Below are 26,907 nucleotides of genomic sequence, written 5' to 3'. Positions count from 1 at the left end.
GTTGAGCGACAGCACGTACACCCAGCTCCTGGACCTCGCGTGCGGGGCGTTCCTGCTGGCCGCCGTCATGGTCCTGTGGCGGCACGAACTCACGGCGATCCTGCGGGTCTTCGCGCTCCAGGGCGTCGCCCTGGCCGCCGTCGCCGTACTGCTCGGACTCCACGAGGGCCGGGCCGGCCTCGTCGTGGTGGCGGTGGGCATCGGGGCGCTGCGGGCCGGCGCCCTGCCGTACCTGACGCACCGGGCACTGGCCGCCCTGACGACGGACCGGCAGCCGTACGACACCGCGAGCACCGAGACGCGCGAGACACGGCCGCTGGTGAACGTGGCCGCCTCGCTGCTCACCGCGGCGGCCCTGACCCTCCTGGCCCACGCGGTGGCGCGCCCCCTCGTCGAGCTCGACCCGACGCCGGCCACCCGCGCCCTGCCCGTGGGGCTCGCGGTGGTGCTCATCGGCTTCTTCGTCCTCGTCACCCGGCGCCACGCCCTCGCCCAGGCGGTGGGCTTCCTGCTCCTCGACAACGGCATCACCGCCACCGCCTTCCTCGCCACCTCCGGAGTGCCGCTCATCGTCGAACTGGGCGTCTCCTTCGACGTCCTGCTCGCGGTCCTGGTGCTCCGACTGCTCACCGCCCGGATGCGGGCCGCGTTCGGCACGACCGACCTCGACGACCTGCGGGAGCTGCACGACTGATGGACGCCACCACGACCACGCTCCTCCTGTCCGGCCCCGTCGTCGTCCCCTGCGCCGTCGCCGGTGTCCACGCGTACGCGTACGCCGGGGCACGCCGGACCCCGGCGGTGCCGCGCCCCGTGCCCGTCACGGTCGGCGCGGGGCCGACGGAAAACGCTCCGCCACCGCCGGACGCCGACGCGACCACCCGACACGCCTCCCCCTGGTGGGGGCTCGTCCCACCGTCGGCGGTGCTGGTCTGCGGCGCACTGCTCGCGTCGGCGCTGCCGCGCGGCGGGGCGCTCTCGGCGTGCGGCGGACTGCTGAGGGCCGACGCGCTGACGGCGTGGATGCTGCTCGTCGTCGGAGCCGTCGCCCTGATCGCCTGTGCCGTCCTGCCGTCCCACCTGGCCGGGGAACGCCTCTCCGCACGGGGCACGGCGCTCCTGAACGCCCTGGTCCAGGCGTTCCTGGGCGCCATGTGCCTGGCGGTGGTGACGGCGAACCTGGGGGTGCTGTGGGTGGCGGTCGAAGCGGCGACGATCTTCACCGCCTTCCTGGTGGGCCATCGACACACCCGGCGGTCCGTCGAGGCCGCGTGGAAGTACGTGGTGATCTGCTCGGCCGGCATCGCGCTCGCCTTCCTCGGCACGGTGCTCATCTCCTACGCGGCCCGACAGGCCGGCATCGACGAGGCGCACGCCCTGGACTGGCCGACGCTCGTGGCCCACGCGGACGCGCTCGACCCGTCCGTCACCCGGCTCGGCATCTCCCTGGTGATCCTGGGCTTCGGGGCCAAGGCCGGACTCATCCCCCTGCACGCCTGGCTGCCGGACGCCTACGACCAGGCGCCCGCGCCCGTCTCCGCGCTGATGTCCGGAGTGCTGCTGTCCGTCGCCTTCTCCGCGATCCTGCGCTACGACGTGATCGCGGACACCGCGCTCGGGGACGGCCGGCCTCGCACGCTCCTGGCGGGGATCGCCCTGCTCACCCTGGCCCTCGCCACCGCCCTGCTGCTCGCCCAGCGCGACCACCGGCGCATGCTGGCGTATTCGAGCATGGAGCACATGGCCCTGATCGCCCTCGGCACGGCCATCGGCACCCCGCTCGCCCGGGCGGCCGTCCTGCTGCACATCGCCGGGCACGGCCTTGCCAAGGCGGTCGCCTTCTGCGCCTCGGGCCATGTGCTGCGCCTGACCGGGACGACGCTCGTGGGACGGGTGCGAGGGCTCCTCGCCCGGCTGCCCTGGCTCGGAGGCACCTTCGGCCTCGCGGTGCTCGCGCTCCTCGGCTTCCCGCCGTTCAGCCTGTTCTCCTCCGAACTCGGCATCGTCCGCGCGGGGTTCGCCGTCGGCATGGGCTGGGCGACGGCGACCGCCCTGCTGCTCGTACTGATCGCGTTCGCCGCGCTGGCCGTCCGTACGGCCCGTATGGTCCTCGGCCCGTCACCCGCTCCCGCCCCGGCGCCGTACGGGGCGGGAGCCGTGTGGCCCCTCGTCCTCGGCCTCGGCGCGTGCGCCGCGCTCGGTGTCACGACCGGGCCGCTGACCGACCTCCTGCACGATGCCGCCGCCGCGATCGGAGGCCACTGACCCCATGCGCACCGTCCACGAGATCCCCGTCGAAGAACTCCGTTCGAAAGCCGCCGAGTTGCTGGACGGCGGCCACCGTCTGGCGCTCGTCGCCGCACACCACGACGACGGGGACCGGGTCCGGGTCGTCTACCTCTTCACCGCCGGCCCGCCGGACGTCCGTACCGAACTCCACGTCCACCTGGACCCGGACAAACCCGAGGTGCCGACCCTCGCCCCGCTCTCCTTCCCTGCGGGCCGGTTCGAGCGGGAGATCCGCGACCTGCACGGCGTCGTCCCGCTCGGGCATCCGCTGCCGCGCCGCCTGGTCCGCCACTACCACTGGCCCAAGGGCTGGTACCCGATGCGCCCCGACGCCGCGCCGCCACCGCCGTTCACCGAGCAGGAAGGCCCGTACCCCTTCCTGGAGGTCGAAGGCGACGGCGTGTACGAGATCCCCGTCGGCCCCGTGCACGCCGGGCTCATCGAACCCGGCCACTTCCGCTTCTCCGTCGTCGGCGAGACCATCCTCGAACTCAAGGCCCGGCTGTGGTTCGTCCACCGGGGCGTCGAGAGGCTCTTCCAGGGCCGGACGGTCGCCGCCGGCCTGCCCCTCGCCGAACGCATCAGCGGCGACACGGCCGTCGGCCACGCCCTCGCGTACTGCCTCGCCGTCGAGGAGGCCACCGGCACCGAGATCCCGGGCGCAGCCGCCCGCGGCCGCGCGCTCCTCCTCGAACTGGAACGGCTCCACAACCACGTCGCCGACCTCGGCATGCTCTGCAACGACGTCGGCCACGGCATCCTCCACGCCCACGCCCAGCGCGTACGGGAACAACTCCTGCGCCTGAACGCCGAGATCACCGGTCACCGGCTGCTGCGCGGCGGTGTCGTCCCGGGCGGCACGGTCCTGCGGGCGCTCCCCGACCCCGTACGACTCGCCGCCCTCGGCCGCGACATCCGGGAGGTCGCGGGCCTGGCCCTGCACCACTCCACGGTGCGGGACCGCTTCACCGGCACCGCCGTCCTGACCGCACGCGCCGCCGGGGACCTCGGCTGCCTCGGCTACGTGGCCCGCGCGAGCGGCCTCACCGGCACCGACGCCCGCGTCGGCCACCCCTTCCTCCCGTACGACACGGAGCTCCCCGTCCCGGTGCGGGACACCGGCGACGTCCTCGCCCGCTTCCTCGTCCGGGCGGAGGAGATCGACGTCTCCCTCGCCCTGATCGACCACCTCGCCGAGGGCATCGCCCCGGGCGAGAGCCGTACGCCCGTCGCCGGACGACGCGGCTCCGGAGTCGGCATCGTCGAGGGGTGGCGCGGCGCGATCACCACCCGCGTCGAGACCACCGCCGACGGCCGCCTCGGCCGCGTCAAACCCGTGGACCCGTCCTTCTTCAACTGGCCCGCCCTGCCCGTCGCACTCGCGAACACGATCGTTCCCGACTTCCCCCTCACCAACAAGAGCTTCAACCTCTCCTACGCGGGAAACGACCTCTGACCGGCAGGCGAGGCCCGGCCCGCCCTCGCCCGGGTGCTCGGCGACGCCGCCCACGTGCTCGTGAAGCCCTACTGGAACAGCCGGGGGGCCGGCCTTCCCAGGGCCCGGCCCGCGCGCCACTCCTGCCACTCCTGCCACTCCTGCCACCCTGCCGTCCCACGGCGTCCGAACGCGTTGTCAGTGGGCGGGGATACGTTGTCGATGTTCCGCCGCTCCGGCGTGAACACCCCCTTTGACGTGCATGGGAGAAGTGCGTTGCCGGTCTGGGAGAGGTCGAGCGCGGCACGGGTGGTACCGCCCGCGCGGCCGCGGAAACTTGCCAAGGTACCGTTCGTCGAACTCGCCGACGGGCGCCTGCAGGGTGTGGTGTCGAGCGGCTCCGACATCGGGCGCGTGTACGTGTCCTCGATCGCCGCCGGGACGTACGCGTTCGCGTGCAGCACCAACAACAACCGCCCCTGCGGCGGCGCGCGCGGCTCGTTCTGCAACCACATCCGCGCACTCGTCACCGAGGCCGTCCTGCAGTACGGCGCGCAGCGCGTCGCCCGCTACCTGAAGGCCGACACGCCCGACGCGGAGCCCGATGCCGACGCGCTCGTCTCGGCGATGACCGCCACGCGTCCCGCGCAGGGCGACCGTTCGGCCGCCGCCCCGGTGTTCAGCCGGTTCCTCAGGCACCTCGCCTACCTCGAACGGGAGCCGGTCACCGCACCGCTGCCCGAGATGCAGTGGTTCCCGCCGACGAGGGCGGTCGCCTGATGCGTACGGACCTGCTCGACGACCCCGTCGACGGACTCGACGAGGCACTGGCCGCCGTGGACGCCTTCGACGACGCACTCGTCGCCGGCCTGCTCCGCCCGCAGCCCGCGCAGACCGACGGGATCGCCGCGCTCGCGGCCGCCCTCGCCGGTACGCCGCTCGCCTCCCTCGTCGCCGAGGCCGCCGACAAGACCGCCGCCGGTACTGCGGGCGAGGACCACCTCGTCGCGCTCGCCGCCGCCCGCACCGCGCTCATGGGCTCCGTCCACGACGCCCTGACGGCCCGCATCGGGGACGTCACCGGCCGCCCGGCCGCCGAGGAGACCCCGCAGGCCGCCACCGGCGAGGAACCCGCCGCCCCCGTGCTCGCCGCGGCCCGCGCCTGGCTGTGCGACCTCGCCCGCGCGGGCTGGAGGGGCATCGACCACGAACTCGTCGGCGGCGCCGCACCCGTGGTCTCCGCGCTGCTGCCGGACCCCGCGCTCCGCCGGCAGGCGACGCTCCTCGACGGCTTCGCGGCCGAACTCGCCGCCTCCTGCCCGGGGGCCACCCTGGAGCGCGTCCCGGTGCGCCGCTGGGCCGACCTGTGGTCGCGCGCCCTCCTGCTGACCCTGCCCGGAGCCGCCCGCACGCCCGCCGTGTCCACCGCGACCGGCCGTCTGCTGCCCCTCGGCGTCGACGTGCAGGAGCACGCGACCGCCGTACAGGCCCAGGTCCACGCGGTGTTCGAACCGGCCGACGGCACGCGGCCGCGCCTGGTCAGGGCCGCGGTGTCCGCGCCCAAGCCGGACACCGTCGTCGGCGCCGGGCTCTGGCAGCTGCTCCGGCCGCGCATGTCGCTCCTCGCCGCCGTGAGCGAGGGCCGCGCCGTGGAACTCGACGCCATGCCCGTCACCGCCGAGGGCGACCTCGTCTGGGACGACGAGCACGCCCGCGCGGGGGAGCCCGCCGACCCCTTCGCCACGGCCAGGGTCGTCCTCGCCACCGCGACCGACCCGCTCACCGCCCCGCTGGACCGCCACCCGGCCCGGATCGCCGTGCCCGTCCTCCTGGAGGGGTACGCGGCCGAGCGCGAGGACGACGGGCCGCTGACGTTCACCATTGCGGGACACCGACTGGCCGTCGACACCGACCGCGTACCGGCCGCCGGCCCGCTCACCCCGGAGGCGATCGCCGCGTCCGGAGCCTGCCTGGGCCTGCTGCGCTGGGACGCCGGAGCGTTCCTCCTCCAGCCGCTCGCCGTCGAGACGACCGTCCGGAAGAAGACCGTCGCCGTCCACGCGGGCGCGTGGGCCGGCGGCACCACCGACAAGGCCGGAGTCCGCGCGGAGAAGGCGGCCACCGACACGGTCGCCGTCCTGCGTGAGCGCGCCGGAAAGCTGCTGCGCTCATGACCGACGCCACCGACCCGACCTTCTCGCCCGACCCCGAAGTCGGCACGGACGCCGGCTCCTCGCCCGGTCCCGCTGCCTCGCCCGACCCCGACGACAACCGGCGCCAGGTCCTCTACTGGCGGCTCCTCGCCCGGCTCTTCGACCCCGAGGAGCAGGCCGCGCTGGAATCGGCGAGCCTCGCCGTCGTCGAGGACATCGGCCTGCCGTCCGCGCTGCTCGACCCGGGCGCCTCCGTGGACTCCGTCGTCCAGCGCCACCCCGAGCTGGCCGACGAGTTCGACGGCCTGATGGCCCCGGAGCCCGAGCCGGACGGCGCGCGCGACCGGGCCGCCGAGGTACGACGCGCGGCGCTCGCCTCGAAACTGCTGCTCAACGTCTTCGCCACCGGCACAGGCACCGTCTCCGCCGGGCAGCTCGCCCGCTGGCAGTCGGACGCCGGCTGGCTGGAGCGCGCGCACGGCTGCCCGCCAGGCGGGCTGCGCGGCGGGAAGGCGTCGGGAGCGGCCCTCGACGGCGGCGGCCTCGGGCCCGAACTCGGCGCCATCGAGGCCGACCTCGTCCACCGCATGCACCTGCGCGAAGTGCTCGCCGACCCCGTGCTGGCCGCCCGGCTCACGCCCAGCATGTCCCTGATCGAGCAGCTGCTGCGCGACAAGGGCAACCTCTCCGGCACGGCCCTTGCCAACGCCAAGGCGCTGATCAGGCGGTACGTCGACGAGGTCGCCCAGGTGCTCCGTACCCAGGTCGAGAAGGCCACCGCCGGCGAGCTCGACCGCTCGGTCCCGCCCAAGCGGGTCTTCCGCAACCTGGACCTCGACCGCACCATCTGGAAGAACCTCACCAACTGGAGCCCGGAGGAGGAGCGGCTCTACGTCGACCGCCTCTACTACCGGCACACCGTCCGCAGGACCACGCCCCAGCGGCTCATCGTCGTCGTGGACCAGTCCGGCTCCATGGTCGACTCGATGGTCAACTGCACCATCCTCGCCTCGATCTTCGCCGGGCTCCCCAAGGTGGACGTCCACCTCATCGCGTACGACACGCGTGCGATCGACCTCACGCCCTGGGTGCACGATCCGTTCGACGTGCTCCTGCGCACCAACCTCGGCGGAGGCAACGACGGGCCGGTGGCGATGGCCATGGCCCGGCCGAAGATCGCCGAGCCGAAGAACACCGTCATGGTCTGGATCTCCGACTTCTACGAGTTCAGCCGCTCACAGCCGCTGTTCGAGGGCATCGAGGAGGTCCACCGCTCCGGGGTGCGGTTCATCCCCGTGGGCTCGGTGACCAGCTCCGGACGGCAGGAGGTCAACCCCTGGTTCCGGGAGCGGTTCAAGGCGCTCGGCACCCCGGTGATCTCCGGCCACATCGGCAAGCTCGTGCACGAACTCAAGACCTTCCTCACCTGAGACCTCACCTGAGACCTCACCCGAGACCTCACCCGAGACCGAAAGGCTCCGCACATGTCCGACCTGCTCCGCGCTCCCGCCGAGATCAAGTACGCCGAGGAACTCGACTGGCTGGAGTCGATCGACGACAACCCCAAGCCGTTCTCCTGGCGCCTCTCCCCGAAGATGGTCCGCCTGTTCGTCCTCGGCTCCGAGCGCGCCGACGGCCTGGACCGGGAGGTGTCGCAGAAGTGGTTCGGCGACCGCAGCTTCGTCGAGCGCTCCATCGTCACCCTCGCCTCCGACCGCGGCCTGCTCCTCATCGGCGACCCCGGCACCGGCAAGAGCTGGCTCGCCGAACTCCTCGCGGCCGCGATCAGCCGCAACTCCACGCAGGTGGTCCAGGGCACGGCCGGCACGACCGAGGACCACATCAAGTACTCCTGGAACGTGTCGATGGTCATCGCCAAGGGCCAGTCCCGCGCGTCGATGATCCCCTCGCCGATCATGACCGCGATGGAGACCGGCACCATCGGCCGCTTCGAGGAGCTGACCCGCTCCACCAGCGACGTCCAGGACGCGCTCATCTCGATCCTCTCCGAGAAGTACATCTCGGTCCCCGAACTCGACGGCGCCGACGGCGAGAACATCGTCTTCGCCAAGCCCGGCTTCTCGATCATCGCCACCGCCAACAGCCGCGACCGGGGTGTCAACGACCTCTCGTCCGCGCTGAAGCGCCGGTTCAACTTCGTCCGCATCCCGGTCGTGACGAACAAGAAGAGCGAGGCCGAGATCGTCCGCTTCCGCACCGAGGAGCTGCTGCGCCGACACGCCATCGAACTGGACGTGCCGCCCACCCTCCTCGACGTCCTCCTGCAGAGCTTCGCCGACCTGCGGGCCTCCGCCGCCGCGGCCGGCAGCGACGACGAGAAGCTGGAGTCCGCCCTCTCGACCGCCGAGCAGATCGGCGTCCTGGAGGACTCGATCCTGCACAGCAACTTCTTCGGCGAGCGCACCCTGACCGCCCGCGCCCTCGCCGCCTCGCTCGTCGGCACGCTGGCCCGGCGCGAGCCGGAGGACCTGGCCATCCTCAACAAGTACCTGCACGGCGTCGTCGAGCCGCGCGGCAAGGAGGAGGGCGGCTCCTGGCCCGAGTTCCTCGAGGGCGGCCGCGAAGCGATCGCGAAGCTGTCGTGACCGGGGCCCCGTTCACCGCGCTGCGCGGTCAACTGCACGAGGCGGCAGCCGAGTTCGCCGACGGACCGGACGCCCTGGAGGGCGTCCTCCTCGGACTGGTCGACGACGTCGACCGAGCAGTGACGGAACCGCTGGAGATCTTCCCCGTCTGTCACCACTCCCCGGCCTCCGCCCTCGCCATGGCCCGGCGGCTGCGCGAGAAGCAGCCCAAGGTCGTGTACCTGGAGCTGTGCGAGGACATGGCCCCGCTCCTCACCGAGCTGCGGAACTGCCGGCTGCCGGTCGCGGTGCAGGCGTTCGCGAGCGACATCGACGGCTTCCCGCCCGACTGGGCGCCGCTGTCCGTCGTCGCCCCGATCACGGAGGCCTCCGCCGAGTACCAGGCCATCGCGTACGCCCTCGACACCCCCGGCGTGGAACTGGTCCTCGTCGACCGCTCCTCCGACCACGTCTTCCAGTGGGACGCGCGCCACGACCGCGCCGACGAGCCGGACGCCCGTGAGGAAGGCGGCACCGGGACCGCGCTCCACGGCGAGGCCGTCGGCGTCGAGATCGGCGACCTGCGGCCGCGCTTCGCCGAACTGGAGGAGCACCTGCTCCGCCACGGCAAGGTGCGGCACTGGTCGGAGTGGTGGCACCAGTACGTCGAGGTGCCGCTCGGCGACAGCGACCACGACACCTACCGTCAGGTCATGTTCCTCATCGGCAGCCTGTTCCGGCGGCTCGCGCCGGGGGACGGCGACCGAGTCCGCGTCGACGAGGACCGCGAGCGGTACATGTGGACCCGGATGCGCGAGCACCTGGCCGCGACCGGCGCCGACCCGGCGGACTGCCTGTACGTGTGCGGCGCCTTCCACGCGGCCAGCCGCGTCGACGAGTTCGGCGTGCACGGCGACGACGGCTTCGAGATCTCCCCGCGCACGGCCACGACCTGGCAGTACGGTCTGATCCCCTCCAGCAACGCCGCGATCGAGGCCCAGTTCGGCCTCGCCTCCGGCTCCGTGTCGATCGCCGCGACGCAGTGGACGAAGAACCTCAAGCGCACCCGGGTGAAGCCGTACCGCCTGGACGGCCAGGCCGGCACGAAGAGGACCGGGACGAAAGCCGCCGCGACGGCCGCCCTCCCCGCCGCCGCCCCACCGCCCGAGGACCGCCTCTCCGGCTTCCTCCAGCGGCCGCCGGTCCTCGACACCCTGGACGAGACCGAACTGCTCGGCTGGTCCGTGGACATCGTCCGCGCCGCCCGACGCAACGGCTACCAGGCCTCCACCGCCGACGCGATCGCCGTCTTCGAGACGTCGATCCTGCTCGCCGGGATGCGGGACCGGGCCAAGCCCACCCCGTACGACTTCCAGGACGCCGCGGTCACCTGCATCGAGAAGGACGGCGTGCCCGGGCGCCGGGACGTGCGCCGTCTCGTCGAGATCATGATGGGCGGCGACCGGATCGGCCAGGTCGGCTACGAGGCACTGCCGCCGCTCGCCCGCGACGTCCACGACCGCCTGGCCCCCCTGGAGCTGAACCTCCAGCAGCGCGGGGTGCGCCGGGCCCTGCTCGACATGACCTCCCGGCCGGAACTGCGGGCCTGCTCGGACGTCCTGTGGATGCTGCGCCGCCTGATGCCGGGCGGTGCCGCACGGCCCGTCATGGGGGAGCGGCGGCTCGGCGAGCGGTCGATCCAGGAGTCCTGGGACCTCGCCCTCGGCACCCACCAACGGGCGCTCATCGAGCTCGGCTACGAGGGCGTGAGCCTCGAACAGGTCCTGGAACAGCGCCTGCGCCGCACCGCGTACGGGCCGCAGGCGACCACCGCCGAGGTCCTCGCGGCCGTCGAGGACGCCACGCTGTACCTGGGCGGCCGGCGTCTCGCCGAGGAGCTCGGCGCCCGCGCCCTCGACGTCCTGGCGGGGGAGCGCACGGTCGACGGGGCGCCGGAGGTGCTGCGCCGGGTGCGCGGACTCCTCGCGTACTACCGCACCAGCGAGCCGGTCCTTCCGCCGTGGATCGAGTCCTTCGTCCGCACCGGGTACGCCCACTACTGCACGCTGCTGCCGACGGCCTTCCGCGACGAGGACGCGACGGTGGGGCAGGTCGCGGCGATGCTCGGCTTCCTGTTCAGCATGGAGGGCCTGGCGCTCTCCCTGGGCTGCGACAGGACGCAGCTGGAACTGGCGGTCGCCCAGGCGCACCCCGAGGACCCGGCGAAGACGGCCCTGCTGTGGGCGGCCCAGGTACAGCTGGGCACGCTCTCCCGGGGCGAGCTGCGGGCCCGCTGCGACGAGCTGCTCGCCAACCCCCTGGTCGTGCCCTCGTACCCGCGCTACCTCAGCGGCTTCGTGCACGCCCTGGAGCCGGTGCCGGGCCTCGCGGACGTGGTGGTGGAAGCCGTGTCGAACGCCTTCGGGCGCCTGCCGGACGCCGTCCTGCTGCCGTGGCTCCCGGTCCTCATCACGACCCTCCGCTCGAACGCCGCGGAGCTGGCCCCGCTGCTCATCCGTGAGGCGGGACGGATCTTCCCGGCCCGGCTCGCGGCCCTGGACACCTGGGTCCCGCCGTGGCACGGACAATCGGCCGCCCCACGCGCGCTCCCGGCAACCACCGCCCCTCGGGGAGCGGCGCTCCTTCCCGCCCTCCCGGCGACCTGCGACGCGCTCGCGGAGCTCCTCGGCTGCACGGAGGAATGGACGGCGACGCACGCGTCGGCGGGGACGGGCGCGGCTCTCCTCGCCACCCACCCGGCCACGGCCGAGGCGCTGGCGGCCGTCCTCACGGCCCGATGACCCCGGTTCCGCTGTCGACGGCGGAACCGGACGGCGGCCCCGGGACGGGTGACCCTCGCCGTGCGGCCGCCCGAGGCGGTGCGGCCGCACGGCCGAGCACCGGCGGGTGCGCGGACCGCCGGCTCTGTCGCGGGACGGCGCCGAACAAGGGCTGCCCCACGGCGCGAACGTCAAGGACGCCGCGTCCAGCGTGGCCGGCTGCCCCGATCCCGTGCCCCGCTCCGTCCACGTACGGCAGCGGTTCACTCGTCACGGTGGACTCGGCCGAACCATCGGCCCCCGCGCGTCGAGGCTCGGGCACCGTGACTCCCATGCACGCCCGCCGCATGACAACGCTCCTGCTCATCGCGCTCCTCACCTCCGGATGCGTGGCCGTCCCGCACGGCCCCGCTCCCGCTCCACCGGCCCGCTCCGGCGGGCTCGCGCCGGCCGCCGACCGGCCTCCCGCCCCGCTTCCCGCCGCGCCTCCCATCTGGCCCGCGCCCACGGAGCCCGCCCCTCGTGAGGCCCTCACCGTCACCGACCCCCGCCCGGCTCCCGAACCGACCCGGGCCCCCGACCGGAAGGCCCCCGACCGGAAGGCTGCCGTCGCGGCCGCCGAGGCCCCCGCCGCCCGCCGGCCACGTGCTCAGAGGCCGGCCCCGAACCGCCCGCACACCAAGGCGAACAAGCAGAACAAGCCGAACAAGCCGGCGCACAGGAGGTCCGGTACGCACACCATCCCCCGCTCCCCGCAGAAGAACCGGCCCGCCCCCGCCGGCCCGCACCGGCCGACGGCCGCCCGGCCGCCCGAGATGCGCCGCCTCTGCCACCAGGCCGAGTCCATCCAGGCCCCCATGGGCGCGGCCGACCTCTGCCGCGATCTGTACGGCCGCTGACCTCGGCTGCTCCTTCCGCCCGGGCGGAAACTCGCTTGTACCGGCTCGAGGGGCCCGCGTATAAGACGATCATGTTCACGCCTCGCCCGTTCCTCCACTCCGACATGCCCCGCCTCCAGGAGACCGTGGCGGAGTGGATCGCCACCGCCGGCCGCGACGCCTACGACCACGTGGGCGAGCTTCCGCACCGCGTCTACGACAACCTGCGCGGCGGCCCGCCCGTCGGCGACCTCGTGCACGTCTGGGAGGACGAGCACGACGGCCGCGTCGGGGGCATCACGATCTGCCTGCGGTTCGGTACGGCGTTCGACGCGTTCTGCGCGCCGGAACTGCGCGGCACCGACGCCGAGCGCGCGATGCTGACGTTCGCGGCCGACACCACCACCCGGCACATGGCGGACGACGAGGAGTACGTCCTCACCGACCTGTTCGAGACCGACGCCACCCGCGGACGTCTGCTGAACGAACTGGGCTTCGCCTTCTTCCGGGTCTGGGACGACGTGAACACCCGCGACCTGACCGATCTCCCTCCCGTCGTGGTGCCCGAGGGATTCGCCGTCCGGGCGGCCACCCTCGCCGACGCCGAAGCCCTGGCCGAGGCGCGCAACGCCTCGTTCGGCTCCGACTGGACGGGCGCGGCCTACCGGGACGGGATGATGACCCGGCCCGGGTACGACCCGGGGTACGAGATCGTGGCCGAGGCCCCGGACGGGCGGATCGGCGCGTACACCGTCGCCTGGGTCGACGAGCGCAACGGCCTGGGGCACTTCGAGCCCGTCGGCACCCACGAGGCCTTCCGCCGCCGGGGCCTCGCCTCGGCGGTCATGACCGAGGCCATGCGGCGCATGGCGGAGCTCGGTCTCCGGCGCGTGACGGTCAACCACGACGCCGAGAACGCCCCGGCCGCGAAGCTCTACGGCTCGCTCGGCTTCACCCGCGAGTGCCGCACCCACGGCTACCGCAGGGCGAAGGCCCAGGACTCGACGTCGCGGTAGCGGATCGGGCCCGGGCCGCGGCCGTAGTTGCTGCCGACCAGGTGCAGGCGCTCGGCCGGCCAGCGGCGACCGGTGAAGCCCGCGAGCCCGGCGGCCGCCTCCCGTACGGACGTCGCGTCGTCGCGGCGGGCGCGGGCGAGCGTCAGATGGGGGCGCAGCGGCCGGTCCTCGAAGGGGATGCCGCACTCCTTGACGACCGTCCGCACCTCGGTGGCGAGCGCGTGCAGCCCGTCGAGGTCGCCGTCGATCCCGCTCCACAGCACCCGGTCGTCGAAGTGCCCGCCGCCGCGCAGCGCCAGCTCCAGGGGCTTCCGTGCCGCCGCGATCTCCGCGAGCGGCGGCCGCAGCAGGGGGACGGTCGCCACCGGGAGCTCCCCGAGGAACGCCAGCGTGATGTGCCAGTCCTCGATCCGGTTCCACCGCATGCGCGGGTACGCCTCGTACGCCGGGCGCAGCTCGCGTGCCAGCTCGTCCTTCGCGTCGTCGGGCGGGGCGAGCGCGACGAACACGCGTACGGTCGCGGCCCGCGCCCTGTCGTCGTCACCGGACTCCGTACCCTGCCCGGGCGCCTCAGCCATCTTCCGTTCCCTACTCACCATCTGTCCCGCAACCGTCGGAGGCGAGGGTACGCGGTACCCCGGACACCACCGACGCAGGGGATCGCCCCAGGCCGACCCCGAACCTCCCCGACACCGCATCAGGGGCGCCCGGCGGTCGACGCGCCCCCGCGCGCTCCCCCACGGGGGTGGTTCCCCGGGGCCAGTGGGGCGCAGCGCGGCACGGTCCGCACGGACGCGCGGAGCTCAGGGCCGAAGCTGTGCGCTGTTCCCTGTTCACCTGCGAAGACGGAGGTTCGTCCACCCATGACCCACGCACTTCTCAGACCGTCGGCATGGCGCCGCAGACCGGGCGGGAGGGCCGCGGCGCCGGTCGCGCTCGGGCTCGCGCTCGTCCTGGCCCTGCCCGGCACGGCCTTCGCGGCCCCTGGCGACCTCGACCCGACCTTCGGGGAGGGAGGCCGGGTGACGACCCCCGTCACCAACTACGCGGAGGGCCACGACATCGCACGGCAGGGCGACGGCAAGCTGGTCGTGGTGGGGACGAGCGAGGGCGGCTTCACGCTCGCCCGCTACAACACCGACGGCAGCCTCGACACCACCTTCAGCGGCGGCACGGTGACCAGCGACTTCGGCGGCGGCTCCCACTCGGCCAACGCCGTGGCGATCCAGCCCTCCGACGGCAAGATCGTCGTGGCGGGCACCACCGAGGTGCTCGATGAGGGCGGAGGCTGCTGCTTCTTCTCCGTCGCCCGCTACAACACCAACGGCACCTTGGACACGACCTTCGGCACCGACGGCCTGGTGCGGGTCGACGAATTCGGCGGCTCCGCGGACGGCTCCGACATCGCCGTGCAGCCGGACGGCAAGATCATCGCCGCGGGCAAGCCCGGTGGCGACGGCTTCGCGCTCGTACGCCTCGACACCTTCGGGAACTTCGACCCGAGCCTCGGCGGTGACGGGACCGTGGTCGCGGGCTTCACGTCCACCTCGCCCCAGGGCGGCGGCGGCATCGCGCGGAGCATGGCCCTCCAGCCGGACGGCAAGATCGTCGCTACCGGTTACGTCGGTAACACCGCCTTCGACATCGGCGTGGCCCGCTACAACAGCAACGGCACCCTCGACACCACCTTCAGCGGCGACGGCATGGTCACCGCCGACTTCGGCGGCACCGAGTTCGGCAACGCCGTCGCGGTGCAGCCCGACGGCAAGGTCGTCGCCGCGGGCTCCGGGGGCGCCGGCTACGCCCTGCTCCGCTACAACGCCGACGGCACCCCCGACGCCGGCTTCGGCACGGGAGGACGCACCTCGGTCGCCTCCCCGGGCGACGGCGGCCTCGCGTACGCGATGGCGCTCCAGCAGGACGGCAGGATCGTGCTCGCCGGCCGGGCCAGCGACCCCAACAGCTCCGAGGCCAACGACTTCGGCCTGGTCCGCTTCCAGCCGAACGGCACCGTCGACACGGGCTTCGGCCGGAACGGCTTCGTGGTCACCGGCTTCAACGACTTCGACGAGGCCCGCGGGGTGCTCGTCCAGCCGGACGGCAAGATCGCCGCGGCCGGCTACGGAGCGGGCTTCCAGTTCGCCCTCGCCCGCTACGAGGGCGGCGGCGGCACGACCCCGTCGTACGCCGACCTGTCGGTGACGAAGTCCGGTACGAGCACCGTGAGCATCGGCAACCGCGCCACGTACACGGTGACCGTCACCAACGCGACCTCCTCCACCGCCACCGCGACCGGCGTCACGCTGACGGACTCGCTCTCCGGCGCCGGCGCGACCCTCGTCTCGGCGGTCCCCTCGCAGGGCACCTGCACGACCACCGCGACGGGCGCCACCTGCGCCCTCGGCTCCCTCGCCCCGGGCACCGGCGCGACGCTCACGGTGACGGCCGAACCCCGAGCCACCGGCACGCTCACGAACACGGCCGGCGTCAGCGCCACCCAGCCGGACCCGACGACCCCCAACACGGCCACCGCGACCACCTCGGTCAACAACGCCCGCGGCTGCACGATCATCGGCACCAGCGGCGCGGACACCCTGACCGGCGGCTCCTCCAACGACGTCATCTGCGGCCTCGGCGGCAACGACACCATCCGCGCGAGCTACGGCAACGACACCGTGTACGGCGACTACGGCAACGACAACATCGACGGAGGCTTCGGCGACGACACCCTCAACGGCGGCCCGGGCAACGACACCCTGACCGGCTACTACGGCAACGACCGCCTCACCACCACCGACGGCGTCTCCGGCAACGACACCGCCAACGGCGGCCCCGGCTCCGACACCTGCACCACCGACCCGGGCGACACCCGCATCAGCTGCCCCTGACCCCACCCTCCTCCGAGTGCCGTCGCCGCCCCGCGCGCCGACGGCACTCGTGCGTGCGGACCGGTCCTCAGGCCATGTTGAAGTACGGGAGCGGGCCGGCCGGTTGGTCGGCGGTGATCACCGGCATCGCAGGTGGGTGCCGATCAGGTGTCCAAGGGTCCGGCACCGGGGACCGCGGTCACGGATCCGGCCGGGCCCGCGCCTGCTCCCGTACCGCCCGCGGCGACGACCCGAACTCGGCCCGGAACACCCGGCTGAAGTGGCTCGCCTCGCCGAGCCCCCGGCGCGCCGCCAGGACGTACGCGGGCAGGTGGGCGAGCGACGGATCGACGAGGTCCCGGCGGATCCGCTCCAGACGCCGCCGCACGTGATCGCTCACCGTCACGCCCGACTCCCGGAACAGCGCGTGCAGATGGCGTACGGAGATGTGGTGCGCCGCCGCGATCGTCCCCGGCGACAGGTCCTCCGCCAGGTGTTCGTCCACGTACACGAGGATCCGCTCCAGGACCCCCGAGGACCCGGTGCCGGAAGCCGCTCCCGCACCGCCCGCCTCGCGCAGCAGCGTGCGCAGGATCGCCGACACGTGCTCGCCCATGTCCCGGCGGGCCAGCGGCCCGAACCCGTGTGCCCGCTCGGCCAGTTCACCGAGTACGGCGGCGAGCACCCGCCCGCTCGGTGAGCGCGGCAGCTCCGCGTTGGCCGTCACCGCGCCGTCCGCCCGCGCCAGCTGTCCGGCCGTACCGGCGTCCAGGGACAGCAGGAAGTACCGGTGCGAGGAGCCGAGTTCGAGGCGGAAGGGCCGTGCGCCCGTGTAGAGCACGAAGTCGCCCGGCGCGAGCACCGCCCGCCGTCCGTCCTGCTCCAGCTCGCCGCGCCCCGACACGAGCAGGCCGAGGAGATGGCCCGGCCGGGGCGCCGCGGGGGAGGGCCGGGGCATCACCCGGATCTCCTGCTCCCCGCTGATGTCGCAGCCGCTCAGCGCGCCGAAGCGGCTCGGCCGCATGTCGGCGGCGTACCCCTCGTCGCCCGCCCGGGCCCGGACGAGCACCGTGTCCGAGGCACCCGACAGGTCCGCCGTCGCGGTGTCGAGATAGCCGAAGACCAGATTGCCGTCGTCCCGTCGCTCCACCCGCATGCCGCGCTCCTCCCGCCCCCCTGCCCGCACCGCGCGCACCCTTCGCGCCGCCCGGTCCGCGCACTGCGGGCACAGAACTCTGCGCTGCCGGACCAGTGCCCACCGCGGGATTGCCAGATGCTCGCAGAGTCCCCGCTGCACCCGGAAGCACAGAGGCGGTAACAGATGGATGTACTTCTGGCCATCCTTGGCCAGTTCGGCCTCTACGGCCTGCTCACGGTCGGCATCGCGGTGATCTTCGCGGCGACCCGCGTGGTCAACCTCGCCCAGGGAGACCTGGCCATGGCCGGCGCCTACGCCGCCGCGACCGCGACCGCCGCCCCCTTCGGCCTCCGCACCCTGCTCGCCCTCGCCGCCGGAGCGCCCCTGCTCCTCGTCGTCGAGCGGCTGCTGCTCCGCCGCCCCGGCTCCGACGGCCTGGCCGCCATGCTCGTCACCTGGGGCCTGGGCATGGCCCTGCGGCAAGGTGCGGAACTCCTCTTCACCGGAACCTCGCGCACCGTCGCCGTACCCGTGGACGGCACGCTCGACGTCCTCGGCACCCCCTACCCGACGTACCGCCTCGTCTGCGCCCTCACCGCGATCGGCGTCATCGCCCTCGTCCTGCTCGCGGCCCACCGCACCGACTGGGGACTGCGGCTGCGGGCCGTCGCCGACAACCCGGCCATGGCCGCGCTCCTCGGCACCGACCCGCGCCGCATGCGCGCCACGGCCTTCGCCGCCGGCGGCCTCCTCGCGGTCCTCGCCGGAGCCCTCTACAGCCCCGTCCTCGCCGTGAACCCCAGCATGGGATTCGGCCTGCTCGTCCCCGTCTTCTTCGGCCTGCTGCTCAGCCGCCCCGGCGCCCTGGCCACCGCCGCCGGCGCCGCCCTGCTGATCTCCGCACTGTCGGTCCTGCTGCGCACCTGGCTCTCCGACACCCTCGCCGAAGCCCTCTTCTACGCCGTCGTCGTCGCGATCGCCGCCCTGCGCTCGCGCCCCTGGATCGGAAGGTTCTCCGCATGGTTCCGTCGCACCCCCGCGCCCGCGAGCGCCGCATGACGCCCGCGCCCCGGACCACCGCGCTCGCGGTGGCGGGCACCCTCGCCCTCGTCCTCACCGGCTGCCAGGGCGCGGCCCTGTCCGGCGACGACGCCCCGGCCACCGGCGGACCGGTGAGGATCGGCGTGATCGTCCCGCTCACCGGACCGGTCTCCCAGGTCGGAACCGCCCTGCGCAACGGACTCGAACTGGCCGTCAAGAAGGTCAACGCCGACGGCGGCGTGCACGGCCGGCCCGTGGAGTACGTCGTGGTGGACGACGCCGGCGACCCCGCCAACTCCACCCAGCTCGCCCGCCGCCTGGTCCGCCAGGACAAGGTCACCCTGCTCTTCGGCACCATCACCGGCGACACCGCCGAAGCCGTCGGCAGGGTCGCCGACGAGGCACACGTGCCCTTCGGCACCGCCATCCTCGGCGACACCGAACACTGCTTCGGCCACCAGTGGGGCTTCGGCGAATCCACCCGCCAGATGCTCACCCCGACCGTGCCCGGCCTCGTCGCGAAGTACGGAGGGAAGGTCGCCCTCGTCGGCTCCGACTACAACTACCCCCACTTCTACGCCGGTGTCGCAAAGGAACTCGTGAAGAAGGCCGGCGGCACCGTCGTCGCCGAGGAGTACAGCCCCCTCGGACAGACCGACTGGCAGCCGGGCATCGGCCGCCTCAAGTCCGCGAAGCCCGACACCGTGCTCTCCATGGTCGTCGGCGCCGACGCCGTCACCTTCGGCAAGCAGGCCCAGCAGTTCGGCCTCCTCACCCCGGAACTCGGCTTCGAGGGCGCGTCCCTGGACGCCGACTTCCAGCCCGCGCTCGGCGAGCTCGTCGCGGGCCGCACCCACACGGTGCGCTGGAGCGACCGCCTCGACGACCCCGAGAGCCGCGCCTTCGTGCAGGACTACCGGGCCGCCCACCAGTGGAAGGCCCCCATCCCCGAGGTGGCAGGCAACGCCTACTTCGGCGTCAAGTTCCTCCTGGCCGCGGCGGAGAAAGCCGGCTCGAACGAACCCGAGGCCGTCAACAAGGCGATCGGCGGCCTCTCCTTCGACAGCCCCCTGGGCAAGGGCACCCGCTTCGACGCCTCCAACCACGTGCTCCAGGCCGACATGCGGGAGGTCACCATCGGCCGCGACGGCGCGTACACCGTCACCAGGACCCACCCGATGGTCACCGACAAGACCCCCAAGAAGGGCTGCGCGTGACCGTCCCCACCGCATCCGCCGCCCGCGTCGCCCCCACGACGGGCATCCGGCGCACCCTGCGCCCCGCGCTTCCGGCCCTCGCCGGGGTCGCCCTGCTCGCCGCCCCCTTCGGCCTCGACGCCTTCGCCGTCGCCACCCTCACCCTCGGCCTGTGCCACGGGCTGTTCGCCTACGGCCTCGACCTGAGCTGGGGCCGGGCGGGCCTCCTCAGCGTCGGACACGCCGCGTTCTTCGGACTCGGCGCGTACGCCGTCGCCCTCGGCCAGGAGCACGACCTCCCCCAGGCGGCGACGGTCGCCGCGGCCGTCGCCGCCGCCGTGGCGATCGCCCTGCCCGTCGTCCGCATCGGCCTGGCCGCCCCGGTCCCCGACGCACCCCTGATCCTCCTGACCATCGGCGTCGGACTCCTGCTCCAGCGCGCCGCCACCACCCTCGCCCCCGTCACCGGCGGGACCAACGGACTCTCCGTCTCCGGACCCGACGTCGTGACCTCCTACTACGTCACCCTCGCCGCCGTCGCGGCCGTGGTCGCCGTCTGCGGAGTGCTGTTCGTGCGCGGCCGGTTCGGCGCCCGCCTCGTGGCGGCCGCCCACAACCCCGAGCGAGCCGCCCAGAGCGGCGTCGACGGGACCAGGGTGCGCGCCACCGCCTTCGCCGCGAGCGCCGCCGTCGCCACCCTGGCCGGAGCGCTGTACGCACCCGTGGCCGGCCTGGTGTCGCCGCAGGTGTTCGGCCTCGGCCTGTCGACGTCCGTACTGATCTGGCTCGCCCTCGGCGGCCGCGCGTCCACGGTGGGACCGTTCGCCGGCGCCCTCGCCGTCACCGTCGGCCAGCAGTACCTCGGCTCCACCTGGCAGGGCTGGTACCTCCTCGCCCTCGCCGCCCTGTTCCTGCTCGTCGTCCAGGTGGCACCCGCCGGTCTCACCGCCGCCCCGCGCCGGTGGCTGGCCGGGCCAGGACCCGCCGTACGCCTGCCGGCCGCGGCCCGCCGGGATCGGAGCCGTACCGTACGGGAAACCCCCGCAGGAGCCGCACCCCTCGCCGTCACCGGCATCCGGAAGGCCTTCGGCCCCGTCCAGGTGCTCGCCGGCGTGGACCTGACCGTCGAAGCCGGCCGCTGCGTCTGCCTGATCGGACCGAACGGCGCCGGAAAGAGCACCTTCCTGAACGTCGTCGCCGGACAACTCGCCCCCGATGCCGGCACCCTGCGGCTCTTCGGCACCGACGCGACCGGACTGCCGGTCCACCGCCGGGTGGGGCTCGGCGTCGGCCGGATGTTCCAGATCCCCAGCGTGATCGCCGAACTCTCCCCGGCCGACAACCTCCGCCTCGCCCGCATCGAGGCACCCCAACCCACCGAACCGCCCGCCGAGTTCCGCGACCTCGTCGCCGACGGACTCCGGCCCGCCGGAACCCTCCCGCTCGCCGACCGGCGCCGCCTCGAACTCGCCATGGTGCTCGCCGCCGCGCCCCGGCTGCTGCTCCTCGACGAACCCGCCGCCGGACTCGGCCCCGACGACGCCCGCCGCCTCACCCGGGAACTCCGCGAGGTCAACCGGCGCACCGGCTGCGCCCTGCTCGTGGTCGAGCACGACATGGACATCGTGCGCGAACTCGCCGACGAGGTCGTCGTCCTCGCCGAAGGACAGGTACTCGCCCGCGGCCCGCTCGACACGGTCGCCGCCGACCCCGCCGTCCGCACCGCCTACCTGGGAGCACACTGATGCTCGAACTGACGGGCCTCGCCGGGGGATACGGGCAGGCCGCCGTCGTCCGGCCGACCGACCTGACCGTACGCGGCGGCGAGATCACCGCCCTGATCGGCCGCAACGGCGCCGGGAAGACGACCCTCCTGCGGACCGTCTTCGGCCTCGCCGACCGGCACGCCGGCCGCGTGACCCTCGACGGACACGACGTGCCCCCGGGCCGCCCCGAACTGCTCGCCCGGGCCGGCGCCACCCTGATGCCCGAGGACCGGGGCGTGTTCCCCGCGCTCACCGTCGCCGAGAACCTCCGCCTCGCCCGCCGCCGCGACACCGAACCGGCGGTCGACCCGTACACCGTCTTCCCGCTCCTCACCGACCGCGCCGGGCAGCAGGCCGGCACGCTCTCCGGCGGGCAGAAGCAGCAACTCGGCATCGCCCGGGCGATCCTCGCCGGACGCACCCTCATCGCGGTCGACGAACTCACCCAGGGCCTCCAGCCCTCCGTGGTCGCCGACGTCCTGGAGGCCCTCGGCGCGATCGCCGCCGCCGGAACGGCCGTCCTCCTCGTCGACCAGCACGCCGGAGCACTCCTCGACCACAGCCGGCACGTCGTGGCGATGGAGGCCGGACGGGTCGTCCTCGACGCGCCGAACGGGCCCGGTCTGCGCGACCGCCTCGACGACATCCTCGCGGTCCGCTGACCGCGAGGAGCGAGCCGGCCCGCGCCACCGGCCCGACGCCCTCCCCGCGGTCCGCCGACCGCCCCACCCTCTGGAGCCATCCCATGGACCCCTTCGCCTCAGCCACCGACCTCGCGGCGGCCGTACGCCGACGCGAACTCAGCCCCGTCGAGATCGCCGAGACCTACCTCCGCAGGATCGCGGAACACGACGGGGAGCTCGCCGCGTTCACCTGGCTCGACGAGGACGCCGTCCGCGCCGCCGCCCGCCGCGCCGAACAGGCCGTCACCGACGGCGGCCCCCTCCCGCCGTTCCACGGCGTGCCCGTCCCCGTCAAGGAACTGACCCAGGTCGAGGGCCAGCCCGCCACCTACGGTTCGTACGGAGTCGACGACCGGCCCCGCACCCTCACCGAACCCGTGGTCCGCCGCCTCCTCGACGCCGGGTTCCTCCTCATGGGCCGCACCAACTCGCCCGAGATGGGCCTCCTGTCCACCACCGACAACAGCCGCTTCGGCAGCACCCGCAACCCCTGGAGCCCCGAACACTCCGCCGGCGGCTCCAGCGGCGGCGCCGCCGCGGCCGTCGCCGCCGGCCTCGCACCCGTCGCCCACGCCAACGACGGAGGCGGCTCGATCCGCATGCCGTCCTCCTCCTGCGGACTCCTCGGCCTCAAACCCAGCCGGGGCCGCGTCCCCCAGCAGGTCCCCGGCTGGGAACACGCCACCGTCGAGGGCGCCATCACCCGCACCACCCGCGACGCCGCCGCGCTGCTCGACGCGATGTCCGTGCCCGACCGGCTCGCCATGTACCAGGCCCCCGCACCCGACCGCCCCTACCTCGACGAGGTCGGCCGCGACGCCGGACGCCTCCGCATCGGGCTGCTCACCGAGGCGCCCACCGGCCTGCCCGTCGACCCGCAGTGCGTCGCCGCCGCCGAGCACACCGCCCGGCTCCTCGAAACACTCGGCCACCACGTCGCCCCCGCCGCACCCCGCTTCTTCAGCGAGCAGGCGATCACCGGATACGCGCAGACCGTCCTCGACGCGGCGCTCTGGGCCGCCCCGTACCAGCAGCCGGAACTCGCCGAGCCGCACCTCAGGTTCCGGATGGACCGGGCCGCCGGGAAGCACTCGGGCGAGTACACCCGGGCCGCGACCCTGCTCGCCGAGGAGGCCCGCGCGGTCCGCGCCCAATGGGGCCAGGAGTTCGACCTGCTCCTCACCCCCACCATGGCCTGCCTGCCGCCGCCCGTGGACGCCCTGCTCAAGGAGGCCAACGCGGACCCCGGCGGCCCGCGCACCACCGAGACCCGGATGATCTCCTTCACCTCGATCTGCAACATCACCGGGCAGCCCGCCGTCAGCCTGCCCACCTTCACCTCGGCCGAGGGCCTCCCCGTCGGCAGCCAGCTCATCGCCGGCCCCTGGGACGAGGCCGCCCTGATCCGGGTCGCCGCCGAACTGGAGGCCGTGGACGGCTGGGCCCGCCGCCGCCCCGCGCGCTACGCCGCCTGATCCCCGGCCGCTCGCGCGAGGCGTCTCTCCTCGTCGGCGGTGGCACCGCGCCACCGCCGCTCCCGGTTCCCCCTCCCCAGGGAACCGGCCCCCTTGGAAGGAGCCGCACCATGGCACGTACCGCACCGGCCCGCATGCTGCGCCGGATCGTCGCCGAACACTCCACTGAAACGGCCATCGGTGGGCCCTCCCGCCGCACCGTCCTCGGCGGACTCGCCGCCGGGGTGGGCCTGGCCGCCACCACCGCCGTCGGCGCGGCCGGTCCCGCCCGCGCCGACACCGCCCCGAGGCCCGTCATCGCGATCGTGGGGGCCGGCATCGCCGGACTCAACGCCGCCCTCCGGCTCGCCGACCACGGCATCGCCGCCACCGTCTACGAGGCCGACACCCGCGTCGGCGGCCGGATCCACTCCAACCCGGCCGGCTCCTACTGGGGCGACGGCCAGAGCTCCGAGTGGGGCGGCGAGCTCATCGACACCGGCCACACCCACATGCAGAACCTCGCCGCCCGCTTCGGCCTGCCCCTCGACGACCTGCGCGCCGCCGAGCCCGCCGGCGCCACCGAGGTCTACCGCTTCGACGGCGCCTACTACACCTACGCCCGGGCGAGCGCCGACTTCAAGAAGCTCAAGCCGGTGATCCAGCAGGACCTCGCCACCTTCGACTGGCCCGTCGCCTGGGACGCCGCCAACAGCCCCGGCGCGGTGGCCCTGTCGAACATGTCCATCCACGACTGGATCGCCACCCGCGTCCCGGGCGGCCACGCCTCCCCGTTCGGGCAGCTCCTCGACGTCGCCTACACCACCGAGTTCGGCATGGACACCGCGTCCTCGTCGGCCCTCGGCATCATCGGCATGCTCGGCTACCAGCCGACCCCCAACGGCTTCGCCCTGTTCGGGGAGAGCGACACCCGCTACCGCGTCCGCGGCGGCAACCAGCGCCTCCCGCAGGCCGTCGCCGCCGCCCTGCCCCCGGGCACGGTACGCCACGGCTGGCGGCTCCAGTCCGTGGCGGCCGCACCGGGAGGCCGTCAGCTGCTCACCTTCACCGCCTCCGGCTGTACGCAGACGGTGCTCGCCGACCATACGATCCTGGCCCTCCCGGTCGGCATCCTCCAGCGGCTCGACCTGTCCGCCGCCGGCTTCGACAGCCGCAAGCTCGCCGGCATCGCCGCTGCGCGGATGGGCCAGAACTGCAAGCTCTCCCTGCAGTTCGACACCCGCCACTGGAACGCCTCAGGCCCCTGGGGGATCGCCGGCGGCAGCACGATGAGCGACACCGGCTACCAGACCTCCTGGGACTCCTCCAGAGCCCAGCCCGGCGGGAAGGGCATCCTCACGGTCTACGCGGGCGGCAGCCACGCCGCGGACTTCACCCCGGCCACGCCGTTCCGCACGGCGGCCGACCCCCAGATCGCCGGCTACGCCTGGGCGGCCCTCGCCCAGCTCGAACCGGTCTTCCCGGGCCTGACCGCCCACTGGACCGGCAAGGCCACGCTCGCCGCCTGGCCGCTCAACCCGAACGCGTACGGCTCGTACGCCGGCATGCCCCTCGGGTACGCCCACCAGTACGGGGGCTACGAGGGCGTCCGCCAGGGCAACACGCACTTCGCCGGCGAGCACACCTCCGCCATGGCCCAGGGCTACATGGAGGGCGGCGCCGAGTCCGGCGAGCGCGCGGCCGACGAGGTCCTCACCGACCTCGGCGTCCTCTAGGGCCTTCCGTACGAACGGGCCCGCCGGGCGAGACCCGGCGGGCCCGTCCTGCTCCCCGGCCGGGGATCAGCCCCTGCCGGGGAGCAGGCCCCGCTCCAGGGCCACGACCACGGCGCGGGTGCGGTCGCTGACGTCCAGCTTCGCGAAGACGCGCAGGAGATGGGTCTTGACCGTGGCCTCCGCGATGACGAGACGGCGGCCGATCTCGGCGTTGGAGAGGCCGTCGGCCACCGCACCGAGGACGTCCTGTTCGCGCGCGGTCAGGACGACGGGGGCGGGGCGGCGCATGAGGGCGACGAGGCGTTCGGCGACGCGGGGCGCGAGGACGGTCTCGCCGCGGGCCGCGGAGCGGACGGCCTCGGCGAGCTGGTCGGCGGTGGTGTCCTTCAACAGGTAGCCGACGGCGCCGGCCTCGACCGCCCGCTCGATCTCCACGTCGGTGTCGTACGTGGTGAGGATGAGCACCCGGGTCGGGGCGGGTCCGGCGGCGATCGCGGCGGTGGCCTCGACCCCGTCCATGACCGGCATGCGCAGGTCGACGAGGGCGACGTCGGGCGTGAGGCGCTCGACGAGACCGAGCGCCTCGCGGCCGTCGGCGGCCTCGCCGACGACCGTGATGTCCGGGACCGGCGCCAGGAGCGCGACGACTCCGGCGCGCATCACGGTGTGGTCGTCGACGACCACGACCCGGACGGGCTGGTGCGCTTCGGGCATGTCAGGGCCGTCCGTTCGAGGGGAAGGTCGTGGGGAAGGTCGCGAGGACGCGGGTGCCGTCCCCGACCGAACTGGTCACGGTCAGTTCGCCGTCGAGCTCGGCGAGCCGCTTGCGCATGCCGTCCAGACCGAAGCCGTGCGACTCCTCGACGAGGAAACCGCGTCCGTCGTCGGTGATCTCCAGCTCGATGGCGTACGGACCCTGGGCGAGGACCACGCCGACGGTGCTCGCGTCGGCGTGCTTGCGGACGTTGGCGAGGGACTCCTGGGTGCAGCGCAGGAGCGCGATCCGGGTCTGCTGGTCGCAGTCGACGTCCTCGGCCAGCTCCGCCTCCACCGTGATCCCCGTGTCCTGGGCGAACCGTTCCAGCGTGCGGCGCAGGGTCGGCACCACCGAGCCGGGGGAGAGTCCGCTGCGCGGTGCCGAGCCCACCAGGACCCGGGCCTCGGCGAAGTTCTCGCGCGCGGTCGCCTCGATGGAGCGCAGCTGCCGGGCCGTGTGCTCCGCGTCGCCGTCGAGGCCTGCGCGGGCGGCTTCGGCGAGGACGATGATGGAGGCGAAGCCCTGGGCGAGGGTGTCGTGGATCTCGCGGGCCATCCGCTCCCGCTCGTCGGCGGCGCCCTGGGCGCGATGGGCGGCCGCCAACTGCTCCTGGGTGAGGGAGAGTTCGGTGGCGAGTGCGGAGGCGCGGGCTTCGCCGTCCGCGACGAGCCGGTGAAGCAGGAGCCCCGCCAGGACGGACACGGCGTATCCGGCCAGGGCGGCGGCCGCGTTCCCCGGCGAGTCGCGCCAGATGCTCCCCGCCGCCGTCGCGGCCGCCGCGCAGCCGCTGAGCAGCACGGCGGCCCGGGGACCGCGGGTCTGGAACCAGAACTGGGGGAGGGCGGCGATCAGGAGGGCGGCGCCGCCACCGGGGAGCGCCGCCATCACGCCGAGCCCGGCGGCCAGGACCGCCAGGTAGAGCGGCGAGTGGTGGCGGGCGCGGTGGACGGCGGTGTACGCGAGGGCCGCCGCCACCAGGGCCAGGGAGGCCCATTTCACGGGCCCCGAGTCGTTGCCGACGCCGATGACCGAGGGGACCAGGCCGAGGAGCAGCCAGGCGGCCGTGTACCAGCGGCGCAGGGCGGTGAGCGCCGGCCGCTCAGCCGCTGTGTATGCCGTCTCGTCCGTCATTC

At 74.0% G+C, this 26,907-nt stretch carries 21 protein-coding genes; 17 read left to right on the top strand and 4 right to left on the bottom strand.

Features of this window, described 5'->3' with window-relative positions:
• Nucleotide 1 precedes the first annotated feature (1 nt).
• The 10 genes from SVTN_RS02295 to SVTN_RS40855 all read left to right on the top strand — a co-directional run bounded on the left by SVTN_RS02295 (nt 2) and on the right by SVTN_RS40855 (nt 13,136).
• Entirely contained in the window at nt 2-694 is a 693-nt protein-coding gene (locus SVTN_RS02295; protein ID WP_041127567.1) for a hypothetical protein, read from the top strand.
• Nucleotides 694-2,265, top strand: coding sequence for a proton-conducting transporter transmembrane domain-containing protein (locus SVTN_RS02290; protein WP_041127566.1), 1,572 nt, complete (start codon nt 694-696; stop codon nt 2,263-2,265). Before SVTN_RS02295 ends, SVTN_RS02290 begins: the two co-directional genes overlap by 1 nt.
• Nucleotides 2,266-2,269: 4 nt before the next feature.
• Entirely contained in the window at nt 2,270-3,745 is a 1,476-nt protein-coding gene (locus SVTN_RS02285) for a hydrogenase large subunit (protein WP_041127565.1), read from the top strand.
• 201 nt (nt 3,746-3,946) lie between these two features.
• Nucleotides 3,947-4,504: a hypothetical protein gene (locus SVTN_RS02280; RefSeq protein WP_245727421.1), complete on the top strand. Its 558-nt coding sequence runs from the start codon at nt 3,947-3,949 to the stop codon at nt 4,502-4,504.
• Complete coding sequence (locus SVTN_RS02275; protein ID WP_041127563.1) at nt 4,474-5,898, top strand: hypothetical protein; 1,425 nt, start codon at nt 4,474-4,476, stop codon at nt 5,896-5,898. Before SVTN_RS02280 ends, SVTN_RS02275 begins: the two co-directional genes overlap by 31 nt.
• Entirely contained in the window at nt 5,895-7,307 is a 1,413-nt protein-coding gene (locus tag SVTN_RS02270; protein WP_041127562.1) for a VWA domain-containing protein, read from the top strand. Before SVTN_RS02275 ends, SVTN_RS02270 begins: the two co-directional genes overlap by 4 nt.
• A 54-nt stretch (nt 7,308-7,361) precedes the next feature.
• Nucleotides 7,362-8,483: an ATP-binding protein gene (locus SVTN_RS02265; RefSeq protein ID WP_041127561.1), complete on the top strand. Its 1,122-nt coding sequence runs from the start codon at nt 7,362-7,364 to the stop codon at nt 8,481-8,483.
• On the top strand, nt 8,480-11,263 hold the full coding sequence (locus SVTN_RS02260) for a DUF5682 family protein (RefSeq protein ID WP_041127560.1): 2,784 nt from the start codon (nt 8,480-8,482) through the stop codon (nt 11,261-11,263). Before SVTN_RS02265 ends, SVTN_RS02260 begins: the two co-directional genes overlap by 4 nt.
• 326 nt (nt 11,264-11,589) lie before the next feature.
• Complete coding sequence (locus SVTN_RS02255) at nt 11,590-12,141, top strand: hypothetical protein (protein ID WP_159026409.1); 552 nt, start codon at nt 11,590-11,592, stop codon at nt 12,139-12,141.
• 71 nt (nt 12,142-12,212) lie between these two features.
• Entirely contained in the window at nt 12,213-13,136 is a 924-nt protein-coding gene (locus SVTN_RS40855) for a GNAT family N-acetyltransferase (RefSeq protein ID WP_052498868.1), read from the top strand.
• On the opposite strand, the gene thpR is transcribed toward SVTN_RS40855, so the two are convergent.
• Nucleotides 13,097-13,714, bottom strand: a complete 618-nt coding sequence (gene thpR / locus SVTN_RS02245) for an RNA 2',3'-cyclic phosphodiesterase (protein ID WP_041127558.1) — start codon at nt 13,712-13,714, stop codon at nt 13,097-13,099. The two genes, SVTN_RS40855 and thpR, sit on opposite strands and share 40 nt — an antisense overlap.
• Before the next feature lie 285 nt (nt 13,715-13,999).
• Here thpR and SVTN_RS02240 point away from each other — a divergent pair, with 285 nt between their 5' ends.
• A complete protein-coding gene (locus tag SVTN_RS02240; RefSeq protein WP_041127557.1) occupies nt 14,000-16,024 on the top strand; it encodes a DUF11 domain-containing protein in 2,025 nt (674 codons plus the stop codon).
• 178 nt (nt 16,025-16,202) lie between these two features.
• Here the strand turns inward: SVTN_RS02240 and SVTN_RS02235 are convergent, their stop codons facing one another.
• Complete coding sequence (locus SVTN_RS02235) at nt 16,203-17,159, bottom strand: AraC-like ligand-binding domain-containing protein (protein ID WP_041127556.1); 957 nt, start codon at nt 17,157-17,159, stop codon at nt 16,203-16,205.
• A gap of 165 nt (nt 17,160-17,324) precedes the next feature.
• Between SVTN_RS02235 and SVTN_RS02230 the strand changes: the two genes are divergently transcribed.
• The 6 genes from SVTN_RS02230 to SVTN_RS02205 all read left to right on the top strand — a co-directional run bounded on the left by SVTN_RS02230 (nt 17,325) and on the right by SVTN_RS02205 (nt 25,017).
• Nucleotides 17,325-18,200, top strand: coding sequence for a branched-chain amino acid ABC transporter permease (locus SVTN_RS02230; protein ID WP_041127555.1), 876 nt, complete (start codon nt 17,325-17,327; stop codon nt 18,198-18,200).
• Complete coding sequence (locus SVTN_RS02225; protein WP_041127554.1) at nt 18,161-19,399, top strand: ABC transporter substrate-binding protein; 1,239 nt, start codon at nt 18,161-18,163, stop codon at nt 19,397-19,399. The genes SVTN_RS02230 and SVTN_RS02225 overlap by 40 nt, the downstream gene beginning before the upstream one ends.
• Nucleotides 19,396-21,123, top strand: a complete 1,728-nt coding sequence (locus SVTN_RS02220) for a branched-chain amino acid ABC transporter ATP-binding protein/permease (protein ID WP_041127553.1) — start codon at nt 19,396-19,398, stop codon at nt 21,121-21,123. Before SVTN_RS02225 ends, SVTN_RS02220 begins: the two co-directional genes overlap by 4 nt.
• Nucleotides 21,123-21,806, top strand: coding sequence for an ABC transporter ATP-binding protein (locus SVTN_RS02215; protein ID WP_041127552.1), 684 nt, complete (start codon nt 21,123-21,125; stop codon nt 21,804-21,806). Before SVTN_RS02220 ends, SVTN_RS02215 begins: the two co-directional genes overlap by 1 nt.
• An 83-nt stretch (nt 21,807-21,889) precedes the next feature.
• A complete protein-coding gene (locus SVTN_RS02210; RefSeq protein WP_041127551.1) occupies nt 21,890-23,302 on the top strand; it encodes an amidase in 1,413 nt (470 codons plus the stop codon).
• Nucleotides 23,303-23,412: 110 nt separating this feature from the next.
• The gene (locus tag SVTN_RS02205; RefSeq protein ID WP_041127550.1) at nt 23,413-25,017 is read left to right on the top strand and encodes a flavin monoamine oxidase family protein; all 1,605 of its coding nucleotides are present in this window, start codon (nt 23,413-23,415) and stop codon (nt 25,015-25,017) included.
• A gap of 66 nt (nt 25,018-25,083) precedes the next feature.
• Here the strand turns inward: SVTN_RS02205 and SVTN_RS02200 are convergent, their stop codons facing one another.
• Nucleotides 25,084-25,731: a response regulator gene (locus SVTN_RS02200; protein ID WP_041127549.1), complete on the bottom strand. Its 648-nt coding sequence runs from the start codon at nt 25,729-25,731 to the stop codon at nt 25,084-25,086.
• A gap of 1 nt (nt 25,732) precedes the next feature.
• Nucleotides 25,733-26,905, bottom strand: a complete 1,173-nt coding sequence (locus SVTN_RS02195; protein WP_041127548.1) for a sensor histidine kinase — start codon at nt 26,903-26,905, stop codon at nt 25,733-25,735.
• Between the last annotated feature and the right edge of the window lie 2 nt (nt 26,906-26,907).

This window comes from Streptomyces vietnamensis, assembly GCF_000830005.1.
GTDB classification, from domain to species: Bacteria; Actinomycetota; Actinomycetes; order Streptomycetales; family Streptomycetaceae; genus Streptomyces; species Streptomyces vietnamensis.
The sequence above is the reverse complement of the archived record's forward strand: the minus strand, read 5'-3'. Positions and strand labels throughout refer to the sequence as shown.